The 15100-nt window shown below is 69.7% G+C and carries 13 protein-coding genes; 3 read left to right on the top strand and 10 right to left on the bottom strand.

The window, feature by feature from the left end:
• Positions 1-605: 605 nt before the first annotated feature.
• From tyrS to argC, 10 genes are all read right to left on the bottom strand, one after another.
• Positions 606-1874: a tyrosine--tRNA ligase gene (gene tyrS / locus AB0J58_RS41570; protein WP_364226615.1), complete on the bottom strand. Its 1269-nt coding sequence runs from the start codon at positions 1872-1874 to the stop codon at positions 606-608.
• Positions 1875-2001: 127 nt separating this feature from the next.
• A complete protein-coding gene (locus AB0J58_RS41565; protein WP_364226613.1) occupies positions 2002-2652 on the bottom strand; it encodes a DNA-3-methyladenine glycosylase in 651 nt (216 codons plus the stop codon).
• Positions 2652-4070: an argininosuccinate lyase gene (gene argH, locus AB0J58_RS41560; RefSeq protein ID WP_343966340.1), complete on the bottom strand. Its 1419-nt coding sequence runs from the start codon at positions 4068-4070 to the stop codon at positions 2652-2654. The genes AB0J58_RS41565 and argH overlap by 1 nt, the downstream gene beginning before the upstream one ends.
• Positions 4071-4111: 41 nt before the next feature.
• Entirely contained in the window at positions 4112-5311 is a 1200-nt protein-coding gene (locus AB0J58_RS41555; protein ID WP_343966342.1) for an argininosuccinate synthase, read from the bottom strand.
• A 36-nt stretch (positions 5312-5347) separates the two neighbouring features.
• Positions 5348-5875 (bottom strand): arginine repressor, encoded by a 528-nt coding sequence (locus AB0J58_RS41550; protein ID WP_343966430.1) that lies wholly within the window; start codon positions 5873-5875, stop codon positions 5348-5350.
• A gap of 8 nt (positions 5876-5883) precedes the next feature.
• Positions 5884-6864 (bottom strand): ornithine carbamoyltransferase, encoded by a 981-nt coding sequence (gene argF, locus AB0J58_RS41545; protein ID WP_364226610.1) that lies wholly within the window; start codon positions 6862-6864, stop codon positions 5884-5886.
• Complete coding sequence (locus AB0J58_RS41540) at positions 6854-8005, bottom strand: acetylornithine transaminase (RefSeq protein WP_364226618.1); 1152 nt, start codon at positions 8003-8005, stop codon at positions 6854-6856. Before AB0J58_RS41540 ends, argF begins: the two co-directional genes overlap by 11 nt.
• A 56-nt stretch (positions 8006-8061) precedes the next feature.
• On the bottom strand, positions 8062-8991 hold the full coding sequence (gene argB, locus AB0J58_RS41535) for an acetylglutamate kinase (protein ID WP_364226608.1): 930 nt from the start codon (positions 8989-8991) through the stop codon (positions 8062-8064).
• Positions 8988-10142, bottom strand: a complete 1155-nt coding sequence (argJ, locus tag AB0J58_RS41530; RefSeq protein WP_364157376.1) for a bifunctional glutamate N-acetyltransferase/amino-acid acetyltransferase ArgJ — start codon at positions 10140-10142, stop codon at positions 8988-8990. Before argJ ends, argB begins: the two co-directional genes overlap by 4 nt.
• Positions 10139-11161 carry an N-acetyl-gamma-glutamyl-phosphate reductase gene (gene argC / locus AB0J58_RS41525; protein WP_364226605.1) on the bottom strand — a complete coding sequence of 341 codons (1023 nt, stop codon included), beginning with the start codon at positions 11159-11161 and terminating at the stop codon, positions 10139-10141. The genes argJ and argC overlap by 4 nt, the downstream gene beginning before the upstream one ends.
• 270 nt (positions 11162-11431) lie before the next feature.
• On the opposite strand from argC, the gene AB0J58_RS41520 reads away from it, so the two are divergent.
• The 3 genes from AB0J58_RS41520 (at position 11432) to AB0J58_RS41510 (ending at position 15052) form a co-directional block, all read left to right on the top strand.
• Positions 11432-13093: a class I adenylate-forming enzyme family protein gene (locus AB0J58_RS41520; protein WP_364226602.1), complete on the top strand. Its 1662-nt coding sequence runs from the start codon at positions 11432-11434 to the stop codon at positions 13091-13093.
• 81 nt (positions 13094-13174) lie between these two features.
• Positions 13175-14485, top strand: coding sequence for an MFS transporter (locus tag AB0J58_RS41515; RefSeq protein WP_364226599.1), 1311 nt, complete (start codon positions 13175-13177; stop codon positions 14483-14485).
• A 24-nt stretch (positions 14486-14509) separates the two neighbouring features.
• A complete protein-coding gene (locus AB0J58_RS41510) occupies positions 14510-15052 on the top strand; it encodes a Uma2 family endonuclease (protein WP_364226596.1) in 543 nt (180 codons plus the stop codon).
• Positions 15053-15100: the final 48 nt, after the last annotated feature.

The following is a 15100-nucleotide window of genomic DNA, read 5'->3' as shown; positions in this document are numbered from 1 at the left end:
ACCCCGTAAATGAGGCGGGTTGGACAGGGTTGTGCTTCATGCACTGGCTTTTAACACACTGTTGAGTTCTCAAGAAACGGACGCGTACACCGTCGTCCCGATCAACACTTGATCGGAGAGCCAGGGGCGCTCTGCTTCATACTTAAATCCTACCGCTTGTCAAGACTGTGTCAAATTGCTAGCTCTCAGCCATTTGTCACAAACCCTGCAGACTCACTAGGATTCTCTTTGCCCCGCTTCCGGAGCAGCTCCCTGAACCTACCGTGTCATCCGGGCCACGGCGAATCAACCGGTTTTCCGGTGATCTACGCGGAGTCCGAACTCTCAAGTTCGTTCAGTGGAGTGTCCCTGGGGCCCGTCCGCCGACTCAGGCGTCCGGCTCGCTCCCGGGGCATTAAAAAGATTATGCCCCTCCCGGAACATCGTCAAATCAGCCATGCTTGGCAAAACCGCAGGTCAGAGGGGTTGCTTAGAGAACCGAGGGAGGTTCGCTACCGGAATGTTACGCGTCGGGGCAGAGAACGCCCCGGCCTAAGCCGGGGCGCCCATCCCTCGTAATCATCGCCTTTACCTGGCGGGAGAGCAGGTCGGCGGCGCGGGAGGGGTCAGGCCTCGACGATCTCGACTCCACCGACCGAACGCTTGCCTCGGCGCAGCACCAGGAAGCGTCCGTGGAGCAGATCATCGGCCGACGGCACATACGCCTCATCGGTGACCTTGGTGTTGTTGAGGTAGGCGCCGCCCTCCTTGACGGTGCGACGCGCCTCGGACTTCGACTTGACCAGGCCGCTCTCGGCGAGCAGGTCGACAAAGGACGCTCCCAGCGCGGGAACCTCGGCGCGCGGCACCTCGGCGAGAGCCTCTCCGAGCGTGCGCGCGGGCAGCTCCTCCAGGGAACCCTGACCGAACAGGGCCGCCGAGGCGGCGATCACCGCGGCGCACTCGTCGGCACCGTGCAGCAGCGTGGTGAACTCCTCCGCGAGCGCCCGCTGGGCCTCGCGCGCGGCGGGCCGCGCGGCGGCGGCCTTCTCCAGTTCCTCGATCTCCTCACGGGACCTGAAGCTGTAGATCTTGAGGAACTTCACCACGTCCCTGTCATCCGAGTTCAGCCAGAACTGGTAGAAGGCGTACGGCGAGGTCATCTCAGGGTTGAGCCAGACCGCGCCGCCGGCGGTCTTGCCGAACTTGGTCCCATCCGCCTTGGTGATCAACGGCACGGTGAGGGCGTGTACATGTCCGCCCGTCACCCGGCGGATGAGGTCGGTGCCCGCGGTGATGTTGCCCCACTGGTCGCTGCCGCCGATCTGGAGCGTGCAGCCGTAGCGCCGGTTCAGCTCCAGGTAGTCGTTGGCCTGCAGGATCTGGTAGCTGAACTCGGTGTAGCTGAGCCCCTCTCCCCCCAACCTGGCGGAGACCGACTCGCGGGCGAGCATCCGGTTGACCGGGAAGTGCTTGCCGACGTCACGCAGGAAGTCGATCGCCGACATGCCCTCGGTCCAGTCGAGGTTGCTGACGAGGATCCCGCCCGTCTCCTCCGAGAAGTCGAGGAACTTCTCCAGCTGGACCCGGATCCGCGCCACCCATTCGGCCACGACCTCGGACGAGTTCAGCGAACGCTCAGTGCTCCGACCGCTGGGGTCGCCGATCAGGCCGGTCGCGCCGCCCACCAGGCCGACGACCCGGTGACCCGCCCGCTGCAGGCGGGTGAGGGTCAGCAACGGGACCAGGTTGCCGACGTGCAGCGAGGGTGCGGTCGGGTCGAAGCCGCAATAGACCGTGATCGGACCCTCGGCCATCGCCCCGCGCAGGGCATCGATGTCGGTGGACTGCGCGATCAGGCCGCGCCAGGCGAGGTCATCCAGAATGTCGGTCACGATCCTTGCTTTCCAATGCTCGAAGGGACATTTAGCGCTCTCGTACACCCTGCCCGATCGCGGCACCGTCGCGCCACTCGAAAGCGCGAGTGGACCAGCGGGGAAGCCAGGAGGAGCGCAGGGTGGCCTACCGGCGGCGCGGCACGTGCGGGCGATGGGGCGAGACGGTGGGGTCGCCCTCGATCCAGAAACGCCAGGGCGTCTCCTTCCCCGACGAGACCCCGGTGCGTGGCCCCGACCGGACGGACGCGGCCACGACGGGGTCGCCCTCGGTCACGGAGAGCGACCCCGGGACGCAGACATCGAGTCCGTTGTGCTCCAGGGTGAAGCCGAGCGCCACGGCCAGACGTGCCGGCCCCCTGGCCAGATCGACTTCCCGGACGGCACGGGCGCTTCCCGCTCTCCGGCGGGCCATGGCGGTCCCGGCACCGGAGATCACCTCTCCGGCCCTGAGCAGTATCCCGGACCCTGTCCCCTCGGGAAGGCAGGTGAGATTGACGCAAAAATGCATGCCGTAGGTGAAATAGACGTACAGGTGGCCCGGCGGGCCGAACATCACCGCGTTGCGCGGCGTCCGGCCCCGGTAGGTGTGCGACGCGGGGTCCTCACCCGGCACGCCGTACGCCTCGACCTCGGTGAGACGCAGCGCGACCGGCCCGTGCACGAGCACTCGCCCCAGCAGATCCGGAGCGATCTCGTGGGCGGGCCGGTCGAAGAAGTCGCGCGCCAGCGGCGCGGGCGCGGCGAGCAAGTGCCCGTCGTGCTCTTCGGCGGGCATCAGTTCCCGATCGCCCAGGCCGCCTGGGCGTCGACGACCTCGCGGAGCGCGACGAGCTGGTCGCGGACCCGGTCCGGCGCCGTACCGCCGTGCGCCTTGCGGGCGGCCAGCGCGCCCGGCACCGAGAGGACCTCGCGGGAGTCAGGCGTGAAGTGCGGCGAGACCTTTGCCAGTTCGTCGTCGGTGAGCTCGCCGAAATCCTTGTCGTTGACCTGGCACCAGACGACCAGGTGCCCGACCGCCTCGTGGGCCTCTCGGAAGGCGACGCCCCTGCGGACCAGCAGCTCGGCCAGGTCGGTGGCCAGCGCGAACCCGTCGGGGGCCGAGGCCTCCAGCTTGGCGGTGTTGACGCGCATGGTCGCGACGAGCCCGGCCATGGCGGGAAGGACGAGCAGCAGGCTGTCGACGGAGTCGAACACCGGCTCCTTGTCCTCCTGCAGGTCCCGGTTGTAGGTCAGCGGCAGGCCCTTGAGGGTGGTCAGCAGCGACATCAGGTTGCCGATGAGGCGACCGCTCTTGCCCCGGGCGAGCTCGGCCACGTCGGGGTTCTTCTTCTGCGGCATGATCGACGAGCCGGTGGAGTAGGCGTCGTCCATCTCGATCCAGCGGAACTCCTGCGAGGCCCACAGGACGATCTCCTCGCCCAGCCGGGACAGATGCACGCCGATCATCGCCGCGTCGAACAGGAACTCGGCGGCGAAGTCGCGGTCGGCGACCGCGTCCATCGAGTTGGGCGCTGCGGAGTCGAAGCCCAGTTCCCTGGCCACGGCCTGCGGGTCGAGCGGCAGGGAGGACCCGGCCAGCGCCCCGGAGCCGAGCGGGGAGACGGCCGCGCGCCGGTCCCAGTCGCGCAGCCGCTCGATGTCGCGAGCGAAGGCGTGTACGTGCGCCAGGAGCTGGTGGCCGAATGAGACCGGCTGGGCGTGCTGCAGGTGGGTCATGCCGGGGGCCGCCGTCTCGGCGTGCTCCTCGGCCTGGCTCATCAGCGCGGTCTCCAGCTCCACCAGCCGGGACACGATGTGCCTGACGTGATCGCGGAGGTAGAGCCGCAGATCAGTGGCAACCTGGTCGTTGCGGCTGCGACCTGCTCTGAGCTTGCCGCCGAGCGTGCCGAGGCGTTCCAGCAGGCCGCGCTCCAGCGCGGTGTGGACGTCCTCGTCGGCGACGGTCGGTCGGAACTCACCCTCCTTGCAGGCTCGCTCCAGGTCGTCCAGGGCACCGAGCATGCGTGCCAGTTCGTCGTCGGTCAGCAGGTTCGCGCGGTGCAGCACCCGGGCGTGCGCGCGCGAGGCCAGCAGATCGTACGGCACCAGCCGCCAGTCGAAGTGCACGCTCACAGAGAGCCTGGTCAGCGCGTCGGCCGGACCTCCTTCGAACCGGCCGCCCCACAGCCGCATCGGCTTGCCACCATCAGTCACCGTTGTTCTCCCTCCCCATTCAATCCGCGACCTTAGCCCACTCAGCCCAGCCGGGCGTCCCGGGCCGAGGCAATCTTGGAGGGAAGGCTCCACAGCTCGACGAAGCCCTTGGCGAGGGACTGGTCGAAGGTGTCGCCGGTGTCGTAGGTGGCGAGGTTGAAATCGTACAACGACGCCTCCGAGCGCCGGCCGGTGACCGTGGCCCGGCCGCCGTGCAGGGTCATCCGGATCTCGCCGGTGACGTGCTCCTGGGCCTCGGCGATGAAGACGTCCAGGGCCTTCTTGAGGGGGGAGAACCAGAGGCCGTCGTAGACGAGCTCGCCCCAGCGCTGGTCCACCGACCGCTTGAACCTGGCCAGGTCACGCTCGACCGTGACGTTCTCCAGCTCCATGTGCGCTGTGATCAGAGCGATGGCGCCCGGCGCCTCGTAGACCTCACGGGACTTGATGCCGACGAGCCGGTCCTCGACCATGTCGAGACGGCCGACGCCCTGGGCGCCCGCGCGCCGGTTCAGCTCGGCGATGATCTGGAACGGGGTCAGGTGCCGCCCGTCCAGCGCCACCGGGACGCCCTTGACGAAGCTGATGATGACCTCGTCCGCCTCGCGCGGCTGGGCGGGGTCGGCGGTGTAGGAGTAGACGTCCTCGACGGGGCCGTTCCAGATGTCCTCGAGGAAGCCCGTCTCGACGGCCCGGCCCCAGATGTTCTGGTCGATCGAGTAGGGGTTCTTCTTGGTGGTCTCGATCGGCAGGCTCTTCTCCTCGGCGTAGGCGATCGCCTTGTCCCGGGTCCACGCGTAGTCGCGGGCCGGAGCGATGACCTTGAGCTCGGGGAAGAGCGCGGCCAGGCCGGCCTCGAACCGGACCTGGTCGTTGCCCTTGCCGGTGCAGCCGTGCGAGACGTGGGTGCCGCCGAACTCCTTGGCCGCGGCGGCCAGGTGCTTGACGATCAGTGGCCGCGACAGGGCGGAGACCAGCGGGTAGCGATCCATGTAGAGGGCGTTGGCCTGCAGGGCGGGCACGCAGAAGTCGGTGGCGAACTCCTCGCGGGCGTCCACGACGACGGACTCCACGGCACCGCAGTCGATGGCCCGCTTGCGGATGATCTCCATGTCCTCGCCGCCCTGGCCGACGTCGACGGCGACCGCGATCACCTCGGCGCCGGTCTTCTCGGCGAGGAAGGGGATGGCCACGGAGGTGTCGAGGCCGCCGGAGAAGGCGAGCACGACCCGGTCAGTCATAATTGATCACTCCAAGTCATTCATTCGTCACAGGTCTCAGATGGTGCCAGGGTCGCCCGCCTGAGCGGGCTGAACACGTCGGTCTGCGTGCCTGAGCAACCCCTCGGCGACCGCTGCCCCGCCCACCGGGTCACGGCTGATGACGAGAATCGTGTCGTCTCCGGCGACCGTGCCGAGGATGGACTCCCAGTCGGCGTGGTCGATGGCGGAGGCGAGGAACTGTGCGGCGCCCGGTGGCGTGCGGACGATGACCAGGTTGGCGGAGGCCTCGGCCGAGACGAGGAGTTCCTCTGCGAGCCTGCTGAGCCGGGCGGCCGGGGATTCGCCGGTGCCGAGCCTGGCCAGCCTTATCCGGCCGCCTCCCTCACCGGGCAGGGCGTAGACCAGGGAGCCGTCCTCGGCGCGCAGCTTGAGCGCACCGAGCTCGTCCAGGTCCCTGGAGAGGGTGGCCTGGGTGACCTCGACCCCGCTCTCCAGCAGGAGCTTGGCCAGCTCCGGCTGGGATCTGACGGGCTGCCGCTGCAGCAGGTCGGCGATCCTGGCCTGACGGGCGACCTTGGTCATCGGGATCGTCACGCGACCACCCCGCCCCCCGGCGCGTCCGGACCGCTCGCCGAGATCAGCCAGTGCAACAGGGCCTTCTGGGCGTGCAGCCGGTTCTCGGCCTGGTCCCACACCAGGCTCCGCGGGCCGTCGAGGACCTCGGCGGAGATCTCCAGCTCGCGGTAGGCGGGCAGGCAGTGCAGGACGATGGCGCCGGGCGCCGCCCGGTCCACCAGCGTGGCGTTGACCTGGTAGGGCATGAGGTCGGCGACCCGTTGCTCCTTGCCGTCCTGACCCATGGAGACCCAGGTGTCGGTGGCGAGGACATCCGCGCCCGCGGCTGCCTCGGCCGGGTCGGCGAGCACGGTGACCGACCCGCCGGTCTCCTCGGCGACCTTGACGGCCCGCTGGAGGATCTTCGGGTCCGGCAGGTACCCGGCGGGGGCGGCGACCCGCACGTGCATGCCGGCGACGGCGCCGCCGAGCAGGTAGGAGTGGGCCATGTTGTTGGCGCCGTCCCCGAGGTAGGCCAGGGTGAGTCCGGCGGTCCTGCCGAAGTGCTCCCTGACGGTCTGCAGGTCCGCGAGGATCTGGCAGGGGTGGAACTCGTCGGTGAGGGCGTTGACCACCGGCACCGAGGAGGTCGAGGCCATGGCCTCGATCCTGTCCTGGCCCGAGGTGCGCCACACGATGGCGCTCACCTGACGCCCCAGGACCCGGGCGGTGTCCTCGATCGACTCGCCCCGGCCCATCTGGGAGGAGCCTGCGTCGACGACCAGGGGGAGGCCGCCCAGCTCGCCGATGCCGACGGCGAAGGAGACCCGGGTGCGGGTGGACGGCTTGTCGAAGAGGACGGCGACGGTCTGCGGGCCCTCGAAGGGACGGTAGCCGTAACGGTCCTTCTTCATGGCCTCGGCCAGATCGAGCACTTGGGCCTGCTCGGCGGGCGAGAGGTCGTCGTCCTTCAGGAAGTGCCTGACGGGCGCCTGCGCGGAGAGGTTACTGGGCATCGGCGGCCTCGTCGAGGATGGCTGGGAGCGCGGCCACGAAGGTGGCGACCTGAGCGGAAGTGATCACCAGTGGGGGTGCGAGCCGCACCGCGTGGGGCTGGAGGGCGTTGACCAGGAAACCGGCTCGCCGCGCGGCGGTCTGGAAGTGGGCGGAGCGGTCGCCGGTCAGCAGGATGGCCAGCCACAGGCCCCTGCCCCGGACACCGGCGAGCAACGGGTGGTCGACCGCGGCGATGCCGTCGGCGAGTTCGGCCCCGACGGTACGCACGTGCTCCAGCAGACCGTCGGCGTCGATCGTGTCGAGCACGGCGAGCGCCGCGGCGGTCGAGACGGGGTTGCCGCCGAAGGTGGACCCGTGGTCGCCCTGGGCGAAAACCGTGGCCGCCGCGCCGAAGCCGACGCAGGCGCCGATCGGCATGCCTCCGCCAAGGCCCTTGGCCAAGGTGAGCACGTCGGGCAGGATGCCTTCGTGCTGGTGGGCGAACCAGTGCCCGGTGCGGCCGATCGCCGACTGGATCTCGTCCGCGACCAGCAGCGCGCCTGCGGCGTCGCAGATCTCCCTGGCCGCCGTGAAGTAGCCCTCGGGCGGGGGCACGACCCCCGCCTCTCCCTGGGTGGGTTCGAGGAAGACCGCGGCGCACTCGCCGGTCACCGCGCTCTTGAGCGCGTCGGCGTCACCGTACGGCACGAAGCGCACGTCGATCGGGAACGGCCCGAACTGGTCACGGATGGAGGGTTTTCCGGTCAGGGCGAGCGCGCCGAGGGTCCGGCCGTGGAAGGCGTTCTCGGCGGCCACGAAGTAGGGGCGGCCGTTCGACTTGCCGTACTTGATGGCGAGCTTCAGCGCGGCCTCGTTGGCCTCGGTGCCGGAGTTGGTGAAGAACACCTTGGCGGGGGCGCCGAGCAGGCCGAGCAGGCGCTCGGCGAGCCGCACCTCGGGCTCGTGCAGGAAGAGGTTGCTGGTATGGGCGAGGGTGGCGACCTGCCTGGAGACGGCCTCCACCAGCGCCGGGTGGGCGTGGCCGAGCGAGCTGACCGCGATGCCGCCGATCATGTCGAGATACTCGCGGTCGTCGACGTCCCAGACCCTCGTGCCCTCGCCTCGGGCCAGTGCCACCGGGGGCACCCCGTAGTTGGCCATGAAGGCGGCCTCGAAGCGCGTGGTGAGCGCCTCCGTGGCGGGACTTTCCTGCGGGCTCACGTGTCGTTCCCCTTCAGCTGGGCGGTGACCGTCGCCGCAGGGGCGTCCGGCAGCACCATGGTTCCGATGCCCTTGTCCGTGAAGATCTCCAGCAGTACCGAGTGGGGCACCCTGCCGTCGAGTACGTGGGCCTGCGGCACGCCCCCCTGGACGGCGGTCAGGCACGCCTCCATCTTGGGGATCATGCCGCTGGACAGTGTCGGCAGGAGCTTCTCCAGCTCGGTGGCGGAGAGCTCGTCGATGACCTCGTTGTCGACGGCGCCGGGGTTCCAGTCACGGTACAGGCCCTCGACATCGGTCAGGACGATCAGCTTGGACGCCTGGAGCGCCACGGCGAGCGCGGCGGCGGCGGTGTCGGCGTTGACGTTGTAGACGGTGCCGTCCTCGCTGCGCGCGACCGAGGAGATCACCGGGATCCGCCCGTCCTCCAGCAGCGCCCGCACGGCTCCGGCCTCGACGTTGACGATGTCGCCGACCTGGCCGATGTCGACGCTGGCGCCGTCGACGACGGCGTGCTTGCGCACGGCGGTGAACAGATGGGCGTCCTCACCGGACATGCCGATGGCGAACGGCCCGTGCCTGTTGATCAGGCCGACCACGTCGCGGTTGACCTGGCCGACGAGGACCATCCTGACGACCCGCATGGCCTCGGGGGTGGTGACCCTGAGCCCGGCGGTGAAGGTGGACTCGATGCCGAGCAGGTCGAGGTGGGCGTTGATCTGCGGGCCTCCTCCGTGCACGATCACCGGCCTGAGCCCGGCGTAGCGCAGGAAGACGACATCGGCGGCGAACTTCTCGCGCAGGTGCTCCTCGGTCATCGCGTTGCCGCCGTACTTGATGACGACGGTCGCACCGTGGAAGCTGGCGAGCCAGGGCAGCGCCTCGATCAGCGTGGTGGCCTTCGCCAGGGCCTCGGTCCGCCTCATGAGGAGTACGCCGAGTTCTCGTGGACGTACTCGGCGGTGAGGTCGGTGGTGTGGATCGTCGCCGAGTGCGGGCCCGCCGACAGGTCGATGGTGATCGTCACATCGCGCGGGGTGAGGTCGACCTTGGAGCGGTCGTCGCCCGCGGCGCCGCCCCGGCAGATCCAGATGCCGTTGATGGCCACGTTGAGCCGGTCGGCCTCGAAGACGGCGTCGGTGGTGCCGACGGCCGACAACACCCGGCCCCAGTTGGGGTCCTCGCCGTGGATTGCGCACTTGAGGAGATTCGACCGGGAGACGGTACGGCCGACGGTGACCGCGTCCTCCTCGGAGACGGCGCCGACGACCTCGATGGCGATCGCCTTGGAGGCGCCCTCGGCGTCCAGCAGCAGCTGGCGGGCGAGGTCGGCGCAGACCGCGAGGAGGACCTGCTCGAACTCGGCGAGGTCGGGGGTGATACCGGAGGCGCCGCTGGCCAGCAGCAGCACCGTGTCGTTGGTGGACATGCAACCGTCGGCGTCGAGCCGGTCGAAGGTGACCCGGGTCACCTTGCGGAGCACCTCGTCGAGCCGCTCGGCGGGCAGGTCGGCGTCGGTGGTGATCACCGAGAGCATGGTGGCGAGGCCCGGGGCGAGCATGCCCGCGCCCTTGGCCATGCCGCCGACCATGTAGCCGCCGGCGCCCTTCCTGAAGGAGATCTTCGAGACGGTGTCGGTGGTGCGGATGGCGTCGGCGGCGGCCAGCCCGCCGTCCCTGGCGAGCTGGGAGACCGCGAGATCGACCCCCGCCAGCAGCGGTTCCATCGGCAGGCGCTCACCGATCAGACCGGTGGAGCAGACCGCGATCTCGCCGGCCGAGTCTCCCAGCGCCTCGGCGACCTTCTCCGCGGTGGCATGGGTGTCCTGGAAACCCAGCGGCCCGGTGCAGGCGTTGGCGCCGCCGGAGTTGAGGACCACCGCGTGGACCCGGCCCCCGGACAGCACCTGCGCGGACCACAGGACGGGCGCGGCCTTCACCCGGTTGGCCGTGAAGACTCCCGCCGCGGCGCGAGAGGGGCCGTCGTTGACGATCAGTGCCAGGTCGCGGGCGGCACCGGACTTGATTCCGGCGGCGACACCCGCCGCCCGGAAGCCGAGGGGGGCGGTCACGCTCATGGGGCGACTCCATTGAGAGGAAGGCCTAGCTCTTCCGGCAGGCCGAGGGCGAGGTTGGCGCTCTGGATGGCCCCGCCCGCCGTTCCCTTGGTCAGGTTGTCGATGGCGACGACGGCGACGACGCGGCCCGCACGCTCGTCCAGGACGACCTGGAGGGCGGCGGTGTTGGCTCCGAGGGTCATCGAGGTCGCGGGCCACTGGCCCTCGGGGAGCAGTCGCAGGAACGGCTCGTCCTTGGTGGCGACCTCGTATGCCTCGCGCAGGACCGCCGGGGTGAGGCCCGCTCTGGCGGGCGCGCTGCAGGTGGCGAGGATGCCGCGGCTCATCGGTGCCAGCACGGGGGTGAAGGAGACGGTGACCGGCCCGCCCGCCAGCGGGGAGAGGTTCTGCTCCATCTCCGGGGTGTGCCGGTGGACGCCGCCGACGCCGTACGCGCTGGCCGAACCCATCACCTCGCTGCCCAGGAGGTTCGGCTTGGGGGCACGGCCCGCTCCGCTGGTGCCGCTGGCGGCCACCACCACCACGTCGGGATCGACGAGGCCGGCGGCGAAGGCGGGGAACATCGCCAGGGTGACCGCCGTCGGGTAGCACCCGGGCACGGCGATCCTGGAGGCCGCGCGCAGTTCCTCGCGCCGGCCCGGCAGCTCGGGCAGCCCGTACGGCCAGGTGCCGGCGTGGGTTCCGCCGTAGAAGTGCTCCCAGGCGGCCGGGTCGGTGAGCCGGAAGTCGGCGCCGCAGTCGACGACGAGGGTGCCGTCACCGAGCTGCTCTGCGACGGCGGCCGACTGGCCGTGCGGCAGGGCGAGGAAGACGAGGTCGTGGCCGCCGAGGGTCTCGGGGGTGGTCTCCAGCAGGATCCGGCCGGCCAGCGGGGTCAGGTGTGGCTGGTGGGCGCCGAGCGCCGTGCCGGCGCTTGAGGCCGCGGTCAGCGCGCCGATCTCGATGCCGGGGTGGGACAGCAGCAGGCGCAGGAGCTCACCTCCGGCGTAGCCGCTGGCACCCGCGATCGCCGCTCTCATCGGCCCCCCGTTCTCTGCATGTTCATACACACTCGCTCATGGTCTTGCTAGAGAGATTATGCATCTCCGGGGATTGTCATGCAAGCCGGTTACGCGGAGGTTACCGGTCCGCAGGGTGCCTCAGAGCAGCAAAAAAGTCGCAAAAATCATGCTTTTTAGCTCGCCATTTCAGGGACGAGGCAATCAGTCGCGTTTCGGCATTGTTACGCATACCTACCGGTCAGTATCGTGGCGATCTCCGGTCCTTCCACCCTTCGGGAGTGCGAACGTATGACTGTCACCCATGACCAGGTCCAGGCCCAGCTCACCGGCCCCGGACAGCTTTTCGAGATGGACGAGGTCCCCGGCCACGGCGGGACCGTCAAAACCTGGAAGCACGCCCCCCGTGACTTCCGGGCGCTCCTCGAGACGAGCCGGTTTCACGGCGACAAGATCTTCCTGACGTACGAGGACGAGCACATCACCTACGAGGAGCACTTCAGGCGGGCGGCCACGCTCGCGCGGCGCCTGGCGGACGAGTACGGCGTGGCCAAGGGCGACCGGGTCGCCATCGCCATGCGCAACTACCCCGAGTGGGTGATCGCCTTCTCGGCCACGCTGGCCATCGGGGCGATAGCGGTTCCGCTCAACGCCTGGTGGACCCCGCAGGAACTGGAGTACGGCCTGTCGGACTCCGGCGCCAAGGTGCTGATCGCCGACGGCGAGCGGGCGGCCAGGCTCACCGGCCTGTCTCCGGCCCTGATCGTGACCCGCGGCGAGGTGCCCGAGGGCGCCCGCGCGTTCGAGGACGTGATGGGCGAGGTGGAGGCGGACGTGACGCTGCCGCCGGTCGACCTCTCCCCCGAGGATCCGGCGACGATCTTCTACACCTCCGGCACCACGGGCCGCCCCAAGGGCGCGCTCGGCAGCCATCGCAACGTCGGGCAGTCGCCCATGACCGTCGCCTACGGCATGTACCGCGGCGCGGCCAGGGCGGGCAGGGACCCTGGCGAGACGGCGGGGCAGCGCCGAGTCACCCTGCTCACCGTTCCGCTCTTCCACGTCACCGGCTGCTTCGCGGTGATGACCACCACCATGTTCAGCGGGAGCGGCCTGGTGCTGATGTACAAGTGGGACGCGGGCCGCGCGCTGGAGCTGATCGAGCGCGAGAAGATCACGGGGCTCACCGGTGTGCCCACCAACGTGTGGCAGCTCCTGTCCCACCCCGACCTGGACAAGCACGACATCTCCAGCCTCAACGCCCTCGGGTACGGCGGTGCCCCCGCCCCGCCGAAACTGCTGGAGCGCATCACCGAGCAGCTGCCCAGCCGCGCCCCCTCCAACGGGTACGGCATGACCGAGACCACCGCGCTCGCCATCAACAACGCCGGCATCGACTACCTGGCCAAACCCGACAGTATCGGCCTGCCGATGGCGGTGGTCGAGGTGAAGATCGCCGATCCGCTCGGCGACGAGCTGCCGGTCGGCGCGGTCGGCGAGCTCTGCCTGCGCGGACCGAACGTGATCCTGGGCTACTGGAACCGTCCCGAGGCCACCGCCGAGACCTTCGTCGGCGGCTGGCTGCACACCGGCGACCTGGCCAGGGTGGACTCCGAGGGGTTCGTGTTCATCGTGGACCGGGCCAAGGACATGGTCATCCGCGGCGGTGAGAACGTCTACTGCGCCGAGGTCGAGGCCGCCCTGTTCGAGCACCCGGCGGTCGACGACGCCGCGGTGATCGGCATCCCCCATGACGAGCTGGGCGAGGAGGTCGGCGCGGTGGTGCGGCTGTCGTCCCCGGCGACCGCCGAGGAACTGCGGGCCTTCCTGCGCGAGCGGATCGCCCCCTTCAAGGTCCCGGTCAGGTTCTGGGTGCGCGACACGGAACTTCCCCGCAACCCCGGTGGCAAGATCCTCAAAACCCACCTGCGCAGGGAGGTACTGGGCTCCTGACGCCCGCCGCGTTCGCCCCGGCGGTGGCCTGCCGGAAAATGAGTTGCCCCCCGCCCAGGTCACCGCCGAAACTACCTGTTCGTGCCAGAAAAAGCGGACCGATCCATCAGAACCCTGCTCCGTCACCTGACGATGGACCTCAGCCCACTCCGCGACTCCCGTGACTTCCGGTTGCTCTTCGGCTCCGGCGTCGTCACGATGTTCGGCACCTTCCTGACCCTGGTCGCGGTCCCGCTGCAGATGAAGGAGCTGACCGGCTCCTACCTGGCGGTCGGCCTGGTCAGCGTGGCCGAGTTCGTCCCGATGGTGGTGTGCGGGCTCTGGGGCGGGGCGATCGCCGACGCGCTGGACCGGCGCAAGGTCATCCTTTACACCGAGGTCGGGCTCTGCCTCACGGTTCTGATCCTGACCGTCAACGCGCTGTCGCCCAAGCCGCAGGTCTGGGTGCTGTACGTGGTCGGCGCGCTCTCGGCCGGGCTGGGCAGCCTGCAACGGCCCAGCCTGGAGTCGCTGCTGCCCCGCGTGGTCAGGCACGACCAGCTGACCGCGGCCGCCGCGCTCAGCGCTTTCCGGTGGAACCTGGGCGCCATCGTCGCCCCGGGCCTCAGCGGACTGATCGCGGCCTGGTTCGGCGTCGCCGTCGCGTACGGCGTCAACGTGGTGACCTTCCTGGTCTCCCTGGTCCTGCTGCAGATGGTGCGGGCCCAGCCGCGGCGGGAGAACGCCCCCGCGGCCTCGATCAGGTCACTGGTCGACGGGGTCCGCTACGCCGTGGGCCGCCCCGACCTGATGGGCACCTACCTGGTCGACGTCGCCGCGATGATCTTCGCCTTCTCCACCGCGCTGTACCCGTTCCTGGCCGACGAGCTGGGCGTCCCCGAGGCTCTGGGGCTCTTCTTCTCCGCCTCGGCCGTCGGCTCGCTGATCGCCTCGGTCACCTCCGGCTGGACCAGGCACGTGCACCGCCACGGCCTCGGCGTGATCGTCGCGGCGGCCGTGTGGGGCGTGGCGGTGGCGCTGGCGGCGCTGATGCCCAACATTTGGGGCATCTTCGCCTTCCTGGCCGTGGCCGGGGCCGCCGACATGATCAGCGGCGTCTTCCGCTCGACCATCTGGAACCAGACCATCCCCGACGAGTTCCGCGGCCGCCTGGCGGGCATCGAGCTGCTCTCCTACACCAGCGGCCCGATGCTGGGCAACGCCAGGGCCGGACTGATGGCCCAGCTCGGCGGGACCCGCTTCTCCCTGGGCGCGGGCGGCCTGCTGTGCGTCGGCGCGGTGGCCGCGATGGCCGCGCTGCTGCCGAGGTTCCGCGACTACGACGCCCGCACCGACGAGCACGCGCTCAGGGAGCGCGCCCGCCGCGAGGAGGTCACTCCCGTCCAGGGATGAGGCACCCGCAACCACCCTCACAGAATGGAATCCTGTTGCTACTGTGAGGTCATGACGGTCGACGTACGGAGCCCCGAGATGACGGAGTCCTCGCTGCCCGACTGGGTGTTCCCCCCGCCGGGGGGATTCGCCGCCGAGGATCTCGATCGCATTCCGCAGTTGCCCGCACACACAGAGTTAATCGATGGAAGCCTGGTCTTCGTGAGTCCTCAGGCTTCTTTTCACATGCGAGCGGTGGATCTGCTGGTAGACGCCCTCCGTCACGCCGCGCCCGCCGATCTTCGCGCGCGCCGGGAGATGAGTGTCGTGCTGGGCAGGCAGCAGCGGCCCGAACCGGACGTGAGCGTCATCCACGCCTCCGCCGAGCACAGCCCGGAGCAGACCTTCTACCGGGCGGAGGACGTCGTGCTGGCCGTGGAGGTCATCTCGCCGGACTCCGAGCGGCGCGACCGCGACCGCAAGCCGACGCTGTACGCCGAGGCGGGCATCGCACACTTCTGGCTGGTCGAGAGCCAGTCGGCTGCGTCTTGGTCGACATCCGCACCTGACCAGCGCGGGCGAGCATGAAGCTCTTGGTCGGCATCTCCTGGATGATCTGGCTGCTGACCGGAGTTG

It is taken from the genome of Streptosporangium sp. NPDC049644, from assembly GCF_040675205.1.
Lineage (GTDB): Bacteria > Actinomycetota > Actinomycetes > Streptosporangiales > Streptosporangiaceae > Streptosporangium > Streptosporangium fukuiense.
The sequence above is the reverse complement of the archived record's forward strand: the minus strand, read 5'-3'. Positions and strand labels throughout refer to the sequence as shown.

Bases quoted from the DNA above. Each gene is read 5' to 3' on its own strand.
- AB0J58_RS41565 (WP_364226613.1), bottom strand. From the start codon at position 2,652: ATGCCCGCCGAAGAGCACGACGGGCACTTGCTCGCCGCGCCCGCGCCG.
- AB0J58_RS41555 (WP_343966342.1), bottom strand. From the start codon at position 5,311: ATGACTGACCGGGTCGTGCTCGCCTTCTCCGGCGGCCTCGACACCTCC.
- AB0J58_RS41550 (WP_343966430.1), bottom strand. From the start codon at position 5,875: ATGACCAAGGTCGCCCGTCAGGCCAGGATCGCCGACCTGCTGCAGCGG.
- argF (WP_364226610.1), bottom strand. From the start codon at position 6,864: ATGCCCAGTAACCTCTCCGCGCAGGCGCCCGTCAGGCACTTCCTGAAG.
- AB0J58_RS41540 (WP_364226618.1), bottom strand. From the start codon at position 8,005: ATGGCCAACTACGGGGTGCCCCCGGTGGCACTGGCCCGAGGCGAGGGC.
- argB (WP_364226608.1), bottom strand. From the start codon at position 8,991: ATGAGGCGGACCGAGGCCCTGGCGAAGGCCACCACGCTGATCGAGGCG.
- argJ (WP_364157376.1), bottom strand. From the start codon at position 10,142: ATGAGCGTGACCGCCCCCCTCGGCTTCCGGGCGGCGGGTGTCGCCGCC.
- argC (WP_364226605.1), bottom strand. From the start codon at position 11,161: ATGAGAGCGGCGATCGCGGGTGCCAGCGGCTACGCCGGAGGTGAGCTC.
- AB0J58_RS41520 (WP_364226602.1), top strand. From the start codon at position 11,432: ATGACTGTCACCCATGACCAGGTCCAGGCCCAGCTCACCGGCCCCGGA.
- AB0J58_RS41510 (WP_364226596.1), top strand. From the start codon at position 14,510: ATGGAATCCTGTTGCTACTGTGAGGTCATGACGGTCGACGTACGGAGC.